Origin of the sequence: Streptomyces sp. P9-2B-2 (assembly GCF_030406865.1) — a bacterium.
Classification (GTDB): domain Bacteria; phylum Actinomycetota; class Actinomycetes; order Streptomycetales; family Streptomycetaceae; genus Streptomyces; species Streptomyces platensis.
The window spans coordinates 7487348-7501570 of sequence record NZ_CP129126.1; the positions used below are offsets into that span (position 1 = coordinate 7487348).

Sequence of the window (14223 nt, forward strand, 5' to 3'; positions counted from 1 at the left end):
CGCGCAGTTCGGCCAACCTCGTTCAGAATGCGACATGTTCGGCTTCATCGCCTCCGTCCCGCGGCCGTACGAGGGTGTTGATCACACCGTCCAAATAGCGGTCGTGTGCCGCCTCGGCCGGCAGGCTCTGTCGGACGGCGTGTCCGAGCTGGGCGTGGCCGAGGTAGGCGGTGTACGCCAGCAGGCCGCGGTCCCGCGCCTCGCCCTCGGGGAAGCCCAGCGCCGCGAAGAGCGCGGCGACATAGCCGATACGCCGGTCGGTCACCCGGGCGAGCGCGGCGGCCACCCGTGGATCCGCCGCGCTCGCCAGCAGCGAGACCTCCAGCGGGTCCGTGGCGGCCCGGGAGGTGGCTCGCGTGAGCAGTCGGCGCAGTCGTCTGCGGGGATCGGGCTCGTCCGCCATCTCGGTGATCACGGCCTCCGTGCCGACCTCTTCCCAGCGCTCCAGCGCGGCCTCGATCAGGGCGTCCCGGTTGCTGAAGTGCCAGTAGAAGCTGCCCTTGGTGGTGCCCAGCCGGGCGGCCAGCGGCTCCACGGCCACCGCGGCGAGGCCGCCCTCGCCCATGGCCGCCAGGGCCGCATCGGCCCAGTCCCGGGCGGTCAGCCGGGGTCGTGCACTGCTGCCACGGGGGGCCTTCACTCGCTGCTGCGCCATATCCATACGGTACCGTATGGTCAAACATACGCCACCGTATGGAGGTGCCCTGTGCGTACCGTCCGCGATGTTCATGCCCGCACCGTCCACGCCCCGGCCGCTGCCGTCGGCGCGCTGCTCGACCGGCTCGGCGCCGCGGACGATCCGCTCTTCCCCACGCCGGTCTGGCCGCCGATGCGCTTCGACCGCCCCCTGGGTGTCGGCGCCGACGGCGGGCATGGCTTCATCCGCTACCGCGTCACGGCGTACGAACCCGGCCGCCGTATCCGCTTCGGCTTCACCGGCGGCGAGGACGGCTGGCACGAGATCGCCGTCCGGCCCCTGGGGCCGGACAGCTGCCGGGTCGAGCACGTCCTGGAGAGCCGGCCCCGGCCGGCCAGGGCGGTGCTGTGGTCACTGGCGCTCCGGGCCGTGCACGACACCGTCGTGGAGGAGATCTTCGACAACATCGAACGGGCCGCCACCGGCCGGGTGACGGCCCCGGTCCGCCGGTCCCCGCGGGTGCGCCTGTTCAACCGGCTGCTCTGGGACCGGCCCCGGGCCGTCGAACTCCCCGCCGCGGCCCGGCTGGCGCACCGGGCCTTCCTGCGTACCGACTTCCAGGACGCCTGGCAGATGGATCTGTTGCCCGGTATGCCGCAGGAACCGGAGGCATGGGAAGGCGTGCTGCGCGGTGCGTCCTTCCCGGTCGCCGGGCGCACGGACACGGAGATCCTGCTCGGCGAGGACGCCCGGCACCTGGACTTCCGGGCCTCGGTCCTGGTCGCGGACGGCCGGGTCACCCTCGGCACGGTCGTCCGCCTCCACCGCACCACCGGGCGGCTCTACTTCGCCGTCGTACGCCGTGTCCACCCCTTCATGGCCCGGCTGATGCTGCGCCGGTTCCACCGCCGGCTGGCGCTCGCCGCACCGACGGCGGGGGAGCGGGCGGCGGCCCGGGGGTGACGCGGGCGGCTGGTGCGACACTGCCTGTATGGGGCAACGACACGGTGATGGGCACAACAGCGGTACGGAGCAGGCCTGGTCGGCGCTCGGGGGAGACCCGGCCCTGACGGAACGGATCAGCTACGGCGGCCCGCCCGGTCTGCTGCCGGCCAGGCTCCCGGCGATGTCCCTGGCCCGCGCCACGGTCGCGGTCTGCGCACTCGCGGCCGCCGAACTCGCCGCCCGCCGCGACGGCGGCCCGCTGCCCGCCGTACATGTCGACGACGGCGCGGTGGCCACCGCCTTCGTCAGCGAACGCCATCTGCGCATCGACGGCCGGGCTCCGGTCAACTTCGCCCCGCTCTCCCGCTTCTGGCGCACCACAGACGGCTGGGTACGCACCCATGCCAACTACCCGCACCACCGCGCCCGGTTGCTCCGCGCACTGGACCTCCCCGAGGGCGCCGGGGTGCCCGAGGTCGAGACCGCACTGGCCGGCCGCCGCGCCGCGGAGATCGAGGAGACCGTCTACGCCGCGGGCGGGCTGGCCGTCGCCGCCCGTACCCCCGACGCCTGGGCCGCCCACCCCCAGGGCGCCGCCGCGGCCGCCGCGCCGCTGCTGACCCTCGGGCCGCTCGGCGGCGCCGCCCCGCCCCGGGTGCTGCCGCCGCTCGCCGGAGACCCGGTGCGGCCGGCCGCCGGGCTGCGGGTGCTCGATCTGACCCGGGTGATCGCCGGGCCGGTCGCCACCCGCACACTGGCGCTGCTCGGCGCCGACGTGCTGCGGATCGACGCCCCGCAGCTGCCGGAGAGTCAGGACGCGCACAGCGACACCGGCTTCGGCAAGCGGTCCACGCTGCTCGACCTCGGCTCGCCCGGCGGCCGGGCGGACTTCGAGGAACTGCTGGCCCGTGCGGATGTCGTGGTGACCGGCTACCGGCCCGGCGCACTCGACCGCTACGGCCTCACCCCGGAGGCACTGGCCGCCCGCCGCCCCGGCCTGGTGGTCGCCCGGCTCTCCGCCTGGGGCGACGACGGGCCGTGGGGCGGGCGGCGCGGCTTCGACAGCCTGGTGCAGGTGGCCACCGGAATCGCCGCCGTCGAAGCGGGCGCGGGCTCTGCATCCGAGGACTCAAAAGAGAGCAGAGGCGGAGCGAAGCGCAGCGGCACGCCCGGCGCGCTGCCCGCCCAGGCCCTGGACCACGGCACCGGCTATCTCCTGGCCGCGGCGGTGCTCCGTGCCCTGACCGACCAGAGCCGCACCGGCGGCGCCACCCTCGCCACCCTCTCCCTGGCCCGCACCGCGCGCTGGCTGACGCACGACCTGGCGTCGCCCGACCGCGAGCGGACGGCCGGGCCGCGGCCTCCCGGCGCCGCCTACGATCCCGCGGCCCACCTCCGCGAGACCGACAGCCCCGCGGGCCGGCTCCGCCACGCCCTCCCGCCCGTCTCCTTCACCGGCGCACCGGCCACCTGGGCGACCCCGCCCGGACTGTGCGGGACGGACGCACCGGTGTGGCGGGAGGGGCCCTGACGGCCGGACCGGCTCTGACGGCCGGACCGGCCTGGACAGCCCGACCGGCCCTGGCGCGCCGCCCGGCCGGCTGGCCTGCCGCGGCCACCCTTCGTACGATCTGCCGATGACGAGCAACGACCGCTACCTCGCGCGCGGCCCGCGGGTGGGTATCCGGCATTTCACCGCCGCCGACCGGGCAGAGTTCACCGGGCTGGCGCGGGAGAGCGCGGAACTGCACCGCCCCTGGCTCTTCCCGCCCACCACGGACGCCGCGTACGACAGCTATCTGCTGCGGCTCCAGGAGCCGCAGCGCGAGGGGTTCTTGATCTGTGAGCGGGCCGACGGCCGGATCGCCGGTTACCTCACGATCAACAACATCGTGCACGGCGCGTTCCGCTGCGGCGCGATCGGCTACGGCGCCTTTGCGCACGCCGCCGGCCGCGGGCTGATGAGCGAGGGCCTGCGGCTCGTGATCCGGCGCGCCTTCACCGAGCTGGGGCTGCACCGGCTGGAGGTCAACATCCAGCCGGCCAACGAACTGTCGATCGCCCTGGTCAAGCGGGCCGGGTTCCGGCTGGAGGGGTTCTCCCCGGACTTCCTCTTCATCGACGGCGCCTGGCGCGACCACGAGCGCTGGGCGATCACCGCCGAGATGGTCTCCGGGCGGGAGGGACGAGCCGATGTCGGTGCGGTGTGATGCGATGTCCGGCATGAGCATCGACTTCCGGCGCACCGTGCCGGTCTTCCGGATCTTCGACGTCGCCAAGGCCCATGAGTTCTATGTCGACTACCTCGGCTGCACGGTCGACTGGGAGCACCGCTTCGCGCCCGATATGCCGCTCTACACACAGGTCTCGCGCGGTGACCTCGTGCTGCACCTGTCGGAGCACCACGGCGACGCGACGCCCGGCTCCACGATCTACACCGAGCTGACCGGAGTGCGCGCCCTGCACGCCGAGCTCGCCGGGAAGCACTACCCGTATCTGCGGCCCGGTCTGGAGCAGGACGAGATCGGGACCTCGCTCACGCTGACCGACCCCTTCGGGAACCGGCTGCGCTTCAACGAACCGGGCGCCGCCGCGCAGCCGTCCGACGGGGCCCCGCCTAGCGGGACTTGCGGTTGATCTTCATGGTGTCCATGTCGGTGGCCGTGGACCGCAGGTCGCGGTAGCCCAGCCCGGCGGCCCGCAGCGCGGTCTCCGCCTTGTCCTCGGCGAGCGCGGCGGCCATCTCCTCGCCGTCCGCCGCGTCCGAGACGATGACGAAGCGGTAGCTGAAGGCGTGCAGCGGGGTGTCGTACGCCAGCGAGCCCTCCGGTGTGAACGTGAACCGGTCCAGGCCCTGCGCGTCCGCCTTGGCCAGCAGCTTCGTCCGGGACTCGGCCGTCAGACCGTCCCACTTGCCGCGGACGATCACTCGGTAGGTGTGCTGGGTCGCCATGGGTGCCGTCTGCTCTTTCTGCCGTGTCAATGAGCCGAAGTGCCAGGCTATTTCGCCGCATCCCGCCGGGCCTCCCAATTTTCCGGGCGGCCGTGTGATGATCACGGCATGCGCCGAACCGTACTGATCGATGCCCCCTCCAACCTGGGACTGCGACCGCCCGCGCCCGGCACCGTTCCCGGCTGCTACAAGCTCGCCGGCGCACTGCGCGAACAGGGACTGCTGCGCCGGCTCGGTGCGCTGGAGGGCGGTGTGGTGGTGCCGCCGCGCTACGACCTCGGGGACTGGAAGGAGGGCGACGGCAACTTCAACGCCGCCGCCCTCGCCGCCTACACGGGCCGGCTCGCGACCCGTATAGAGGGGCATGTGAGCAGCGGTGACTTCCCGGTGGTGCTGGGCGGGGACTGCAGCATCCTGCTCGGCGCGGTGCTGGCGCTGCGCCGGCTGGGGCGCTACGGCGTCGCCTACCTCGACGGGCACGGCGACTTCCGCCACCCGGGCAACGCGGCGGTCTCCGGCCCGGTCGGGGCCGCGGCCGGGGAGGGCCTGGCGCAGATCACCGGTCGGGGCCAGGCGGACCTCACGGACCTCGACGGGCTGCGGCCGTACGTCCGCGACGAGGACGTATGTGTCCTGGGCATCCGCGATGTGGACGAGGACCAGGAGGAGTTGACCGGCCTCGGCATCAGCCACGCCCCCGTCGGCGAGATCCGGCGGCGCGGCCCGGACGCCGTGGCCCGCGACGTCCTCACCCACTTCCAGCACCCCCCGCTCGACGGCTTCTGGATCCATCTCGACGCGGATGTCCTCGACCCGTCCGTCATGCCGGCCGTCGACAGCCCCGACCCCGGCGGCCTGCTCACCGGTGAACTCCGGTCGCTGCTGGCCCCGTTGGCCGCCTCGCCGCGCTGTGTCGGCATCAACGTCACCATCTACGACCCGGACCACGACCCGGAAGGGACCGGCGCGGCGCTGCTCGCCGATCTCCTTGAGAGTGTCTTTGCGCAACCCTGACCTCGCCCGGCCCCGAGAGACCCTGTGCAGAGCGGCGCTCGCGCGGTTCCATGGTCAACAGGAGGCCGCCGCAGCCGAGGTGGCCCGGTCCAGCATTGCGAGGCAGCCGTGGCCACGAGTGTGCGACGCACCACCCTGACCCTCCCCGCCGCCCCCCTCGGCCCGGACAGCCCGCTCCCCGCGCTGCGGGCCGGTCAGGACGTGCACCACATCGAGGTCCCCCAGGACGCCGGACTGCCGGCCGACATGGCCCGGCAGATCGGCTGTGCCCCGCTGCGCTCGATCCTGCCCGCCCCACTGCGCGACGGCTACGGCCGCTCCCGCCGCCCCACCGACCTCGACGCGCTGGTCCTGGAGAACGACCGGCTGCGCGCCACCGTCCTCCCCGGTCTCGGCGGCCGGGTCCACTCCCTGCACCACAAGCCCACCGACCGGGAACTCCTCTACCGCAACCCGGTGCTGCAGCCCGCGGCCTTCGCCCTCAACGGCGCCTGGTTCTCCGGCGGTATCGAGTGGAACATCGGCGCCACCGGACACACCACACTCTCCTGCGCCCCGCTGCACGCCGCCCGGGTCCCGGCGCCGGACGGCGGGGAGATGCTGCGGCTGTGGGAGTGGGAGCGGCTGCGCGATCTGCCCTTCCAGGTGGACCTGTGGCTGCCCGAGGGCTCCGACTTCCTCCATGTGGGCGTACGCATCCGTAATCCGCACCACCACACCGTGCCGGTCTACTGGTGGTCCAACACCGCGGTGCCCGAAGGGGAGCGCACCCGCGTCCTGGCCCCCGCCGACGCGGCCTGGCACTTCGGCTACGAACGGACCCTGCGCCGCGTCCCGGTCCCCGGCACCGACGGCACCGACCGCAGCTACCCGCTGCGCAGCACCCACCCCGCCGACTACTTCTACGACGTGCCCGACGGCACCCGCCGCTGGGTCACCTCCCTCGACGCCGACGGCCGTGGTCTGGTGCAGACCTCCACCGACGCCCTGCGCGGCCGCAAGCTCTTCCTGTGGGGCGCGGGGCGGGCCGGGCGGCGCTGGCAGCAGTGGCTCACCGAACCGGGCAGCGGCGGCTATGCCGAGATCCAGGCCGGGCTGGCCCGTACCCAGCTGGAGCATGTGCCGCTGGACGCCGGCGGCGAGTTCAGCTGGCTGGAGGCGTACGGGCCGCTGGCCACCGACCCCGCGGCGGTGCACGGCGCGGACTGGGGCGCGGCCCGCGACGAGGTCGCCGCCCGGCTGGAGGCCGCCCTGCCCCGGGCGGAGGTCGAGGCCGCCTACGCCGCCTGGCTGCCGTACGCCGACCAGGAACCGAAGGAGACGCTGACCACCGGCTCCGGCTGGGGCGCACTGGAGGCGGCCCGCACGGGGCTGGACCTGCCCGGTACGCCCTTCGGCCCGGCCACCCTGGGCGCCGAGCAGGAGCCATGGCTGACACTGCTGAGAACCGGGGACCTGCCGGTCGGCGGCCCGGTGCCCGGACCGGTGCTGACCGCGCCGGCCTGGCGCGATCTGCTGGAGTCCGCACCGCCCGGCCCGTCCATCGACTACCACCTGGGGCTCGCCCAGTGGCAGGCCGGCGACCGCGCCCAGGCCGTCCGCAGCTGGGAGCGGGCCCTCGGGCACGGCGCCGGCTGTCTGCCGCTGTACTGCCTGGCCGTCGCCGAGTCCGCGGCGGGCGAGCCGGCCCGCGCTGCCGACCGGTATGCGCAGGCCTGTGCCGAAGCGGCGCGGGCGGCCTCGGCCCCGGACCCGGCCGCACGGGCCTGGCGGGTGGTGCTGCCGGCGCTCGCCCGGGAGGCGGTACCCGCGCTGCTCGCGGCCGGCCGTACCGAGGAGGCCGCGCAGCTGCTCGCGGGCCTGCGCCCGGCCGACCCGGCCGACGGCCGCTACCGGCTGCTGACCGCACAGGTGCTCCTCGCCCAGGGGAAGCCGGCCGCGGCCCGGGAGATCTTCGAGGCCGGCTTCGAGATCGCCGGTCTGCGGGAGGGCGACGAGGTGCTCGGCGACACCTGGTACGCCATCGCCGAGCAACTGGTCGCGGGCGGCGGCCCGGTCACCGAGGAGGTCCGCGCCGCGGCCCGGTCCGCGCACCCGCTCCCGGAGCGCTACGAGTACCGGATGCGGCCGGTGTAGTGGGTGGACGGCTCCCGGGGCCCGGCGGAGGGCACTGTCGCCGTCACGCCACCGGCCGCCCGCGCCGCTCGTCCAGCTCTCAGGAGACCGCGGCGATCCGGCGCAGAGCCTCCGTGAGCGTCTCCGTCGCGCAGCCGAAGTTCAGCCGCGCGAAGCCGTTGCCGGAAGGGCCGTAACGGTGACCGGCGTTGAGGGCGACCCGGGCGGCGGCGAGGAGATGCGAGGTGGGATCGTCGCCCCAGCCGAGCGCGCGGAAGTCGAGCCAGGCCAGAAAGCCCGCCTGCGGTTGCCGGTAGCGCACGTCGGGCAGCAGCTTCCCCAACAGGTCCGCCAGCAGCCGCCGGTTGTGGTCGAGCGCCTCCAGGACATCGGCGAGCCAGGGGCCACCGTCGTTGAGCGCGGCCACCGTGGCGAGCACGCCGAGGTGCCCGGTGCGATAGAGCGAGTGGGGCGACAGCCGGTCGACATACCGCTTCGGCCCCGGATCGGCGGTGACGACGACGGCCGCCTTGAGCCCGGCCAGATTCCAGCCCTTGCTGGCCGACAGGAACGAGAATCCCCAGCGCCTCGCCTCCTCCGACACCGACAGGAACGGCACGAACTCGGCACCCGGCAGGACGAGCGGGGCATGGATCTCGTCGGACAGCACATGGACGCCGTACTTGTCGGCCAGCTCGGCGAGCGCTACCAGCTCCTCGCGCCGGTGCACGAGGCCCATGGGGTTGTGCGGATTGCACAGCACATACGCCGTGGCGTGGCCGGCGAAAGCCCGTTCCAGGGCGTCCGGATCGAGCCGCCAACCTCCTGGCCCCTCGATCAGCGGCGCCTCCACGACATGGGCCCCGACCTCCCGTATCCACCAGGAGAACGGCTCGTACACCGGCGGGCTGATCACCACCCGGTCGCCCGCGCTGACGACACGGCGCAGCACTTCGACGACACCGATCCCGACGTCGGCGACGGTGCGCACCCCGTCGGTATCGATCCGCCAGCCCCAGCTGCGCCGGGCGTAATCGCTTACCGCCGCCGCCAGTTCGCGGGTCGGCGCCGCATACCCGGTGTCCGACCGGGCGACCGCCTCATGGAGGACCGCGGCGACCGGCTCCGCCAGTGGGAAGTCCATCTCCGCGACAGGGAGGGGCAGTACGTCGTCCGGGAAGGTACGCCATTTCGCGCTCCGGCGCCTTCTCAGCTCGGTGAGCGGGGGGATCGAGAGGTTGCCCATGGGGACTCCTGAAGGTGGTCCGGTCTGCCGTCGTTCCTCGATGATCGGCCGGGCGGGAAGGCGTCCGCTTCCGATAAATTGCCGAGCAATGCCGAAAAACCGCCATCCCCCGCGCCTGGTCACGGGCCTGCGGCCGCTGCCCGCCGGTACCGGTGTCGACGCGCACCGCCATGACGAGCACCAGATCGTCTACGCGGGCCGCGGCGTCCTGTCCGTCACCACCGAGGCCGGCAGCTGGATCGCCCCCGCCACGAGGGCCCTCTGGATCCCGGCCGGGACCGTCCACGAGCACCGTGCCCACGGCGACACCGACCTCCACCTGGTGGGCCTGCCGGTGCGGGACAACCCGCTGCGCCTGGACCGGCCCGCGGTTCTCAAGGTCGGCCCGCTGCTGCGCGAGCTGATCCTCGCCTACACCGAGCGGGCCGACGGCCCCAGAGCCGAACGCCGTCGCCTAAGGGCCGTCCTGCTCGACGAGCTCCGCCACTCGCCCGAGCAGCCGCTCCACGTGCCCGCCGCCACCGATCCGCGTCTGACCGCGGTGTGCGCCCTGCTCCGCGTCAACCCGGCCGACGACCGGACCCTGGCGCAACTCGGCGCCACCGCCGGGGTCAGCGACCGCACCCTCACCCGGCTCTGCCGGGCCGAATTCGGTATGAGCTTTCCGCAGTGGCGCACCCAGTTGCGTCTGCACCACGCCCTGCGCCTGCTGGCCGAGGACACCCCCGTCACCGTCGTGGCACACCGCTGCGGCTGGGCCTCCAGCAGCGCCTTCATCGATGTCTTCCGCCGGGCTTTCGGCCACACCCCCGGTGCCCATCGCGACCGGCACTGATCCCCTGGGCCGAGCCGGTCCGCCCCGGCCCCGCACGCCTCGTACGCCATTTCGGTGACCGTCCACGCGACCCGGAATGAACCCCGGTCGTCACGCGTTGTCACGAATCATGAAGGCAATCATCGCGAACAGCTACGGCGGCCCCGAAGTCCTCACCTACACCGACCAGCCCGATCCGAAGGTGGGCCCGGACTCCTTCCTGGTCCGGGTGAAGGCGGCCGGGGTCAATCCGGTGGACTGGAAGATCCTCGCGGGCTATCTGGACCCGATGATGGACGGGCACTTCCCGCTCATCCCCGGCTGGGACGTGGCGGGCGTGGTCGAGGCGGTCGGCGCGGACGCCACCGAGTACGCGGTCGGTGACGAGGTCATCGGCTATGTCCGCAAGGACGAGGTGCAGCACGGCACCTTCGCCGAACTGGTCGCCGCACCGGTCCGGACCCTGGCACCCAAGCCGGCGTCGCTCACCTGGCAGCAGGCCGCCGGGCTCCCGCTCGCCGGGCTGACGGCCTATCAGGCACTCGACAGGGTCGGGGTGGCGTTCGGCGAGACCGTTCTGGTGCACGCCGCCGCGGGCGGTGTCGGCTCGCTCGCCGTCCAGATCGCGGTCGCCCGGGGAGCCCGCGTCATCGGCACGGCCAGCGAGCGCAACCACGAGTTCCTGCGGTCCCTGGGCGCCGAACCGGTCACATACGGTGACGGCCTCGCCGCCCGGGTCCGGGAGCTCGCCCCCGAAGGCGTCGACGCGGCCGTGGACTTCGTCGGCGGCGGCGTCGTGGACGTCTCGCAGGAACTCCTCAAGGACCGCGGCCGGGCGGCCTCCATCGCCGACGGCGAGGTCAAGGCGAAGGGCGGCCACATGGTGTGGGTCCGCCCGGACACCGCCGACCTGACCGCCCTCGGCACCCTCGCGGACGCCGGCAAGCTGACCGTGCCCGTCGCGTCCGCCTTCCCGCTGTCCGAGGCGGCCGAGGCCTTCCGCGAGAGCATGACGGGCCGCACCCGCGGCAAGATCGTGCTGGACGTGTCCTGAAGTCCGGTCCGCACCCCCCGGCCAGGGGTGGTGCGGGGCCGCCGGGGCGTGTCCTACGGATCGAGGCGGATCGGTGGGGCACGCCTGGCGGTGTGGGGCCGACGGCCGCCCCGGGCCCTCAGGCCCGTCCTGCCTGATCCGGCCCTACTCTTCCCCGTCCTGCCTCCGGTCCACGTACTCGAAGACCGAGCCGTCCGGGTGGCGGGCGACCAGGTTGCGGCCGATCGGGGTGGGCAGGGGGCCGGCGATGATGTCGGCGCCGACCGCCTTCAGGTCGGCCACCGCTTCGTCGACGTCCTTGACGGCGAGGGTTGCCGTGATCTTGCGCAGCACCGACAACTCCGCCTCGGGGCCGCTCATCAGGAAGAAGCATCCGACGGCCGCGACGGCCACCCCGCCGCGCTGGAAGCGGATCGCCTCGGCGCCGGTCAGGCGTTCATAGACGCCGATCGCGGAATCGAGATCACCGACGCACACCCGCAATGAGGTCCCCAGAATGTCCATACGGGCCACCCTAGTTGGGGGACCTGCCGGGACGCGATCACTTGGCCATCATCAGACCGCTCTTCGCCGCGCCCCGCGACAGCACGATCTCCCGGATGCTGTCCCGGGCCCGTGCGTAGTCGCTGCGTCCGGGCCGGTCGGTCAGCGCCGCGTTGAGGTTCACGACGTGGAAGCCGTCGTTCACATCGGTGAGTTGGGGGAGGAACTCCGCCTTGCGGACCGTCCAGCGTCCGCCGGGAGTGGTCGGACCGGCGAAGGTGAAACGGGCCATCGAGCTCTGGTTGCCGCGGCCGTCCGGCTGGTCGCTGTGGTTGAACATATGGCCCGCGAGCTGGTCGCCCATCCCGTAGACGACCCAGGTGCCGTTGACCTTCTCGTAGGGCTGCGGGACATGCGCGTGGGTGCCCAGGATCAGATCGATGTCGGGCCGTCCGCCGGTGCGGGCGGCGGTCAGTGCGCGGGCCAGGGTGCGCTGCTGCTCGTCCGGCGGCTGCTGCCACTCCGTGCCCCAGTGGATGCTGACGACCACCACGTCCGCACCGGCCCGGCGGGCCGCGCGGGCATCGGTGAGGATCTTCTCGCGGTCGATCACATTGACCGTCCAGGGGGCCTTACTGGGCAGGGGTATGCCATTGGTGCCGTAGGTGTACGAGAGCTGGGCGACCTTCGCGGGACCGGCCCGCAGCAGCGTGACCCGGGAGGCCTCGGCGGCGGAGCGGGCCGAGCCGGCATGGCGCAGACCGACCGCGTCCATGGCGCCGAGGGTGCGGTGCACGCCGTCCGCGCCGTCGTCGAGGGTGTGGTTGGAGGCGGTGGAGCAGGAGTCGTAACCGGCGTCCTTGAGGGCGGCGGCGACCTGGGGCGGGGACTTGAAGCTGGGGTAGCCGGTGAACGGCCCGCCGTCCCTGCCGTAGATCGTCTCCATATGGCAGATCGCCAGGTCGGCGCCGGAGACCACCGGCTTCACCCCGGCGAACATGGCACGGAAGTCATGGCCGTCGCCGTGCGCGTCGTCGCCGGAGCGCCGGATTATCTCGCCGTGCGGCAGTACGTCGCCGGTGGCCAGGAGGGTGAAGCCGGCCGCGGCGGAGACTCGGGCGCCGCCGGGTGAGGCGGACGGCGCGGAGCGGGCGGGGCCGGTGGACTGCTGGGTTCCGCAGCCCACCGCCAGGAAGGTCAGCGCCGCTATCGCGGCCAGGCGTCGTTGAGGGGTCACGCCCCATGCATATCGGGATTAATAGGATTTATCTGCCGGGGAGGGGGTGTGGCTGGGCCGTCGGAGGGATGGGGAGAGGGTGGCCCCCCGTGGTCGGGCTGGGCGGGCGGTGCGCGGCGGCGCTCCCGGTCGTCGCCGGGGCGGCCGCCCGCACCGTCCTGCGGCCGCCCCTCGGCGTGGCGATCCGGTCACACCCGTCATCCCGAATAGTGAGCGTGAGGTCCCATCATTCGGGCAGCAGACGATAGACCGTCAGCGCCTCTTTGTGCTTGTCCAGCGTCAACTCGCTCGGTGCGTGGGCCACTTCGCCGTCGAAGGCCAGTGTGGTGTCCGCCGGGATTTCGCTGATCCGCAGCCGGGACAGCCGCGCCTCACCGAGCACCGGGGTGCTGCGCGGGGTGCCCGACAGGGCCGCGAGGAGCAGTCGGGTGCGGGCCAGCCGGCCGCCGTGCACCACCCGTACATCGAGCACCCCGTCCGCCAGATCGTGCCGCCGCACCGGCGCGAACCCCAGCCCCCGGTACTGGCAGTTGCCGACGAACAGCAGCCATACGGCGCGCCGCTCGCCATTGATCCGCAGGGTCAGCGGCTCGGCGGTGCGCAGTACCTCCCAGGCCGCCAGCACCCCGGCCGGCCAGGCGCCGATCCGGCCCGCCCACCGCTCGCGGATCCGCACCAGCTCCGGATACGCGCCGATCGAGAAGGTGTTGAGGAACTGCCGCCCCTCCAGATGCGGCCCGGCCCGGAAGCGCGCCGCGTCCACCGCGACGGCCTCCCCGGTCTCCACGGCGCGGGCCGCCTCCGCATAGGTCTCGATGCCCAGGTCGTACGCGAAGTGGTTCAGCGTGCCGCCGGGCAGCACCGCGAGCGGCAGCCCGTGCCGTACCGCGACCGCCGCCGCGGCGTTGACGGTGCCGTCCCCACCGAGCACGCCCAGCGCACCCCCCAGCGATCTGGCCCGTTCGGCGGCATCTTCGAGGGCCTTGTCCAGCGACGGCCCGTCCGGGTCGCCGCACACCGTCACCTCGGCCTGCGGCAGCACCCCGTACACCTCCTCGGCCCGGTCCGGGCGGGGGCCGGAACGCTGCCCGGAGCCCTGGTTCGCCACCACGACCAGACCGCGGCCGCCCGGCAGCGCGGGCGCCTCCGTGCGCGGCCGGGCGGGCGGCGCCAGCTGGGAGCGGGTCGGTGCGAAACCGCGCACCGCGAACGCCGCCCCGGCCCCCAGCGCGGCCCCCGCCAGCACATCACCCGGATAGTGCACGCCCGTATAGACGCGGGAGAACGCCACCGAGGCGGCGACCGGCGCCAGCGCCAGTCCCCACCACTTGTTCTCCATGGCCACACCGGTCGCGAAGGCCACCGCGGAGGCCGCGTGCCCGGAAGGGAAGGAGGAGGTGATGGGCTGGCGGTGCAGTTGCCGTATCACCGGCACGGTTTCCAGCAGCGGGCGCTGCCGCCGTACGGAACGCTTGCCGAGGGTGTTCACCGTGGCCGATGCCACGGCCAGCGAGGCCACTCCGCGCAGCGCGGCCCGGCGCATGGGCCGGCTTCCCAGCGCGGCCGCACCGGCCGCGAGGCCGAACCACAGCAGCCCGTGATTGGCGCTCCGGGTCAGCCGGGGCAGCACCCGCTGCGCGCCCGGCCATTCGCGCGCCGCAATCAGGTCGAAGGTCCGCCGGTCGAGATGGGTCAGTAGCGATCGCATGCGCCACCTTGTACCCC

Annotated in this window: 14 protein-coding genes; 8 read left to right on the forward strand and 6 right to left on the reverse strand. The window is 73.6% G+C overall.

Annotation, left to right across the window (positions count from 1 at the left end; translation table 11 throughout):
- Window positions 1–22: 22 nt before the first annotated feature.
- Window positions 23–661 (reverse strand): TetR/AcrR family transcriptional regulator, encoded by a 639-nt coding sequence (locus QT196_RS32915; protein WP_266732207.1) that lies wholly within the window; start codon window positions 659–661, stop codon window positions 23–25.
- A 45-nt stretch (window positions 662–706) separates the two neighbouring features.
- Between QT196_RS32915 and QT196_RS32920 the strand changes: the two genes are divergently transcribed.
- The 4 genes from QT196_RS32920 to QT196_RS32935 all read left to right on the forward strand — a co-directional run bounded on the left by QT196_RS32920 (window position 707) and on the right by QT196_RS32935 (window position 4219).
- Entirely contained in the window at window positions 707–1600 is an 894-nt protein-coding gene (locus QT196_RS32920; RefSeq protein ID WP_266732209.1) for a DUF2867 domain-containing protein, read from the forward strand.
- A gap of 28 nt (window positions 1601–1628) precedes the next feature.
- Window positions 1629–3113 (forward strand): CoA transferase, encoded by a 1485-nt coding sequence (locus tag QT196_RS32925; protein ID WP_266732211.1) that lies wholly within the window; start codon window positions 1629–1631, stop codon window positions 3111–3113.
- Window positions 3114–3219: 106 nt separating this feature from the next.
- Window positions 3220–3792: a GNAT family protein gene (locus QT196_RS32930; protein ID WP_266732213.1), complete on the forward strand. Its 573-nt coding sequence runs from the start codon at window positions 3220–3222 to the stop codon at window positions 3790–3792.
- A 13-nt stretch (window positions 3793–3805) separates the two neighbouring features.
- Entirely contained in the window at window positions 3806–4219 is a 414-nt protein-coding gene (locus tag QT196_RS32935) for a glyoxalase superfamily protein (RefSeq protein WP_168482349.1), read from the forward strand.
- Here the strand turns inward: QT196_RS32935 and QT196_RS32940 are convergent.
- Window positions 4200–4535 carry a DUF6204 family protein gene (locus QT196_RS32940; RefSeq protein WP_266732215.1) on the reverse strand — a complete coding sequence of 112 codons (336 nt, stop codon included), beginning with the start codon at window positions 4533–4535 and terminating at the stop codon, window positions 4200–4202. The two genes, QT196_RS32935 and QT196_RS32940, sit on opposite strands and share 20 nt — an antisense overlap.
- A 108-nt stretch (window positions 4536–4643) precedes the next feature.
- On the opposite strand from QT196_RS32940, the gene QT196_RS32945 reads away from it, so the two are divergent.
- Together QT196_RS32945 and QT196_RS32950 are read left to right on the forward strand one after the other, a co-directional pair.
- Window positions 4644–5549, forward strand: a complete 906-nt coding sequence (locus QT196_RS32945) for an arginase family protein (protein WP_266732217.1) — start codon at window positions 4644–4646, stop codon at window positions 5547–5549.
- Window positions 5550–5657: 108 nt separating this feature from the next.
- Entirely contained in the window at window positions 5658–7685 is a 2028-nt protein-coding gene (locus QT196_RS32950; protein ID WP_266732219.1) for a DUF5107 domain-containing protein, read from the forward strand.
- Between the two features lie 79 nt (window positions 7686–7764).
- Here QT196_RS32950 and QT196_RS32955 read toward each other — a convergent pair whose 3' ends face one another.
- Window positions 7765–8910, reverse strand: coding sequence for an aminotransferase class I/II-fold pyridoxal phosphate-dependent enzyme (locus tag QT196_RS32955; RefSeq protein WP_168482353.1), 1146 nt, complete (start codon window positions 8908–8910; stop codon window positions 7765–7767).
- An 88-nt stretch (window positions 8911–8998) separates the two neighbouring features.
- Between QT196_RS32955 and QT196_RS32960 the strand changes: the two genes are divergently transcribed.
- On the forward strand, window positions 8999–9745 hold the full coding sequence (locus QT196_RS32960; RefSeq protein ID WP_266732221.1) for a helix-turn-helix transcriptional regulator: 747 nt from the start codon (window positions 8999–9001) through the stop codon (window positions 9743–9745).
- Between the two features lie 109 nt (window positions 9746–9854).
- Window positions 9855–10778 (forward strand): NADP-dependent oxidoreductase, encoded by a 924-nt coding sequence (locus QT196_RS32965; RefSeq protein WP_266732223.1) that lies wholly within the window; start codon window positions 9855–9857, stop codon window positions 10776–10778.
- Window positions 10779–10922: 144 nt separating this feature from the next.
- On the opposite strand, the gene QT196_RS32970 is transcribed toward QT196_RS32965, so the two are convergent.
- The 3 genes from QT196_RS32970 to QT196_RS32980 all read right to left on the reverse strand — a co-directional run bounded on the left by QT196_RS32970 (window position 10923) and on the right by QT196_RS32980 (window position 14206).
- Entirely contained in the window at window positions 10923–11282 is a 360-nt protein-coding gene (locus QT196_RS32970; RefSeq protein WP_168482356.1) for a VOC family protein, read from the reverse strand.
- A 37-nt stretch (window positions 11283–11319) separates the two neighbouring features.
- Window positions 11320–12498 carry a CapA family protein gene (locus QT196_RS32975; RefSeq protein ID WP_168482357.1) on the reverse strand — a complete coding sequence of 393 codons (1179 nt, stop codon included), beginning with the start codon at window positions 12496–12498 and terminating at the stop codon, window positions 11320–11322.
- Between the two features lie 226 nt (window positions 12499–12724).
- Window positions 12725–14206 carry a bifunctional phosphatase PAP2/diacylglycerol kinase family protein gene (locus QT196_RS32980; protein WP_266732227.1) on the reverse strand — a complete coding sequence of 494 codons (1482 nt, stop codon included), beginning with the start codon at window positions 14204–14206 and terminating at the stop codon, window positions 12725–12727.
- Window positions 14207–14223: the final 17 nt, after the last annotated feature.

Bases quoted from the DNA above. Each gene is read 5' to 3' on its own strand.
- QT196_RS32915 (WP_266732207.1), bottom strand. From the start codon at position 661: ATGGATATGGCGCAGCAGCGAGTGAAGGCCCCCCGTGGCAGCAGTGCA.
- QT196_RS32925 (WP_266732211.1), top strand. From the start codon at position 1,629: ATGGGGCAACGACACGGTGATGGGCACAACAGCGGTACGGAGCAGGCC.
- QT196_RS32930 (WP_266732213.1), top strand. From the start codon at position 3,220: ATGACGAGCAACGACCGCTACCTCGCGCGCGGCCCGCGGGTGGGTATC.
- QT196_RS32935 (WP_168482349.1), top strand. From the start codon at position 3,806: ATGAGCATCGACTTCCGGCGCACCGTGCCGGTCTTCCGGATCTTCGAC.
- QT196_RS32940 (WP_266732215.1), bottom strand. From the start codon at position 4,535: ATGGCGACCCAGCACACCTACCGAGTGATCGTCCGCGGCAAGTGGGAC.
- QT196_RS32945 (WP_266732217.1), top strand. From the start codon at position 4,644: ATGCGCCGAACCGTACTGATCGATGCCCCCTCCAACCTGGGACTGCGA.
- QT196_RS32955 (WP_168482353.1), bottom strand. From the start codon at position 8,910: ATGGGCAACCTCTCGATCCCCCCGCTCACCGAGCTGAGAAGGCGCCGG.
- QT196_RS32960 (WP_266732221.1), top strand. From the start codon at position 8,999: ATGCCGAAAAACCGCCATCCCCCGCGCCTGGTCACGGGCCTGCGGCCG.
- QT196_RS32965 (WP_266732223.1), top strand. From the start codon at position 9,855: ATGAAGGCAATCATCGCGAACAGCTACGGCGGCCCCGAAGTCCTCACC.
- QT196_RS32970 (WP_168482356.1), bottom strand. From the start codon at position 11,282: ATGGACATTCTGGGGACCTCATTGCGGGTGTGCGTCGGTGATCTCGAT.
- QT196_RS32980 (WP_266732227.1), bottom strand. From the start codon at position 14,206: ATGCGATCGCTACTGACCCATCTCGACCGGCGGACCTTCGACCTGATT.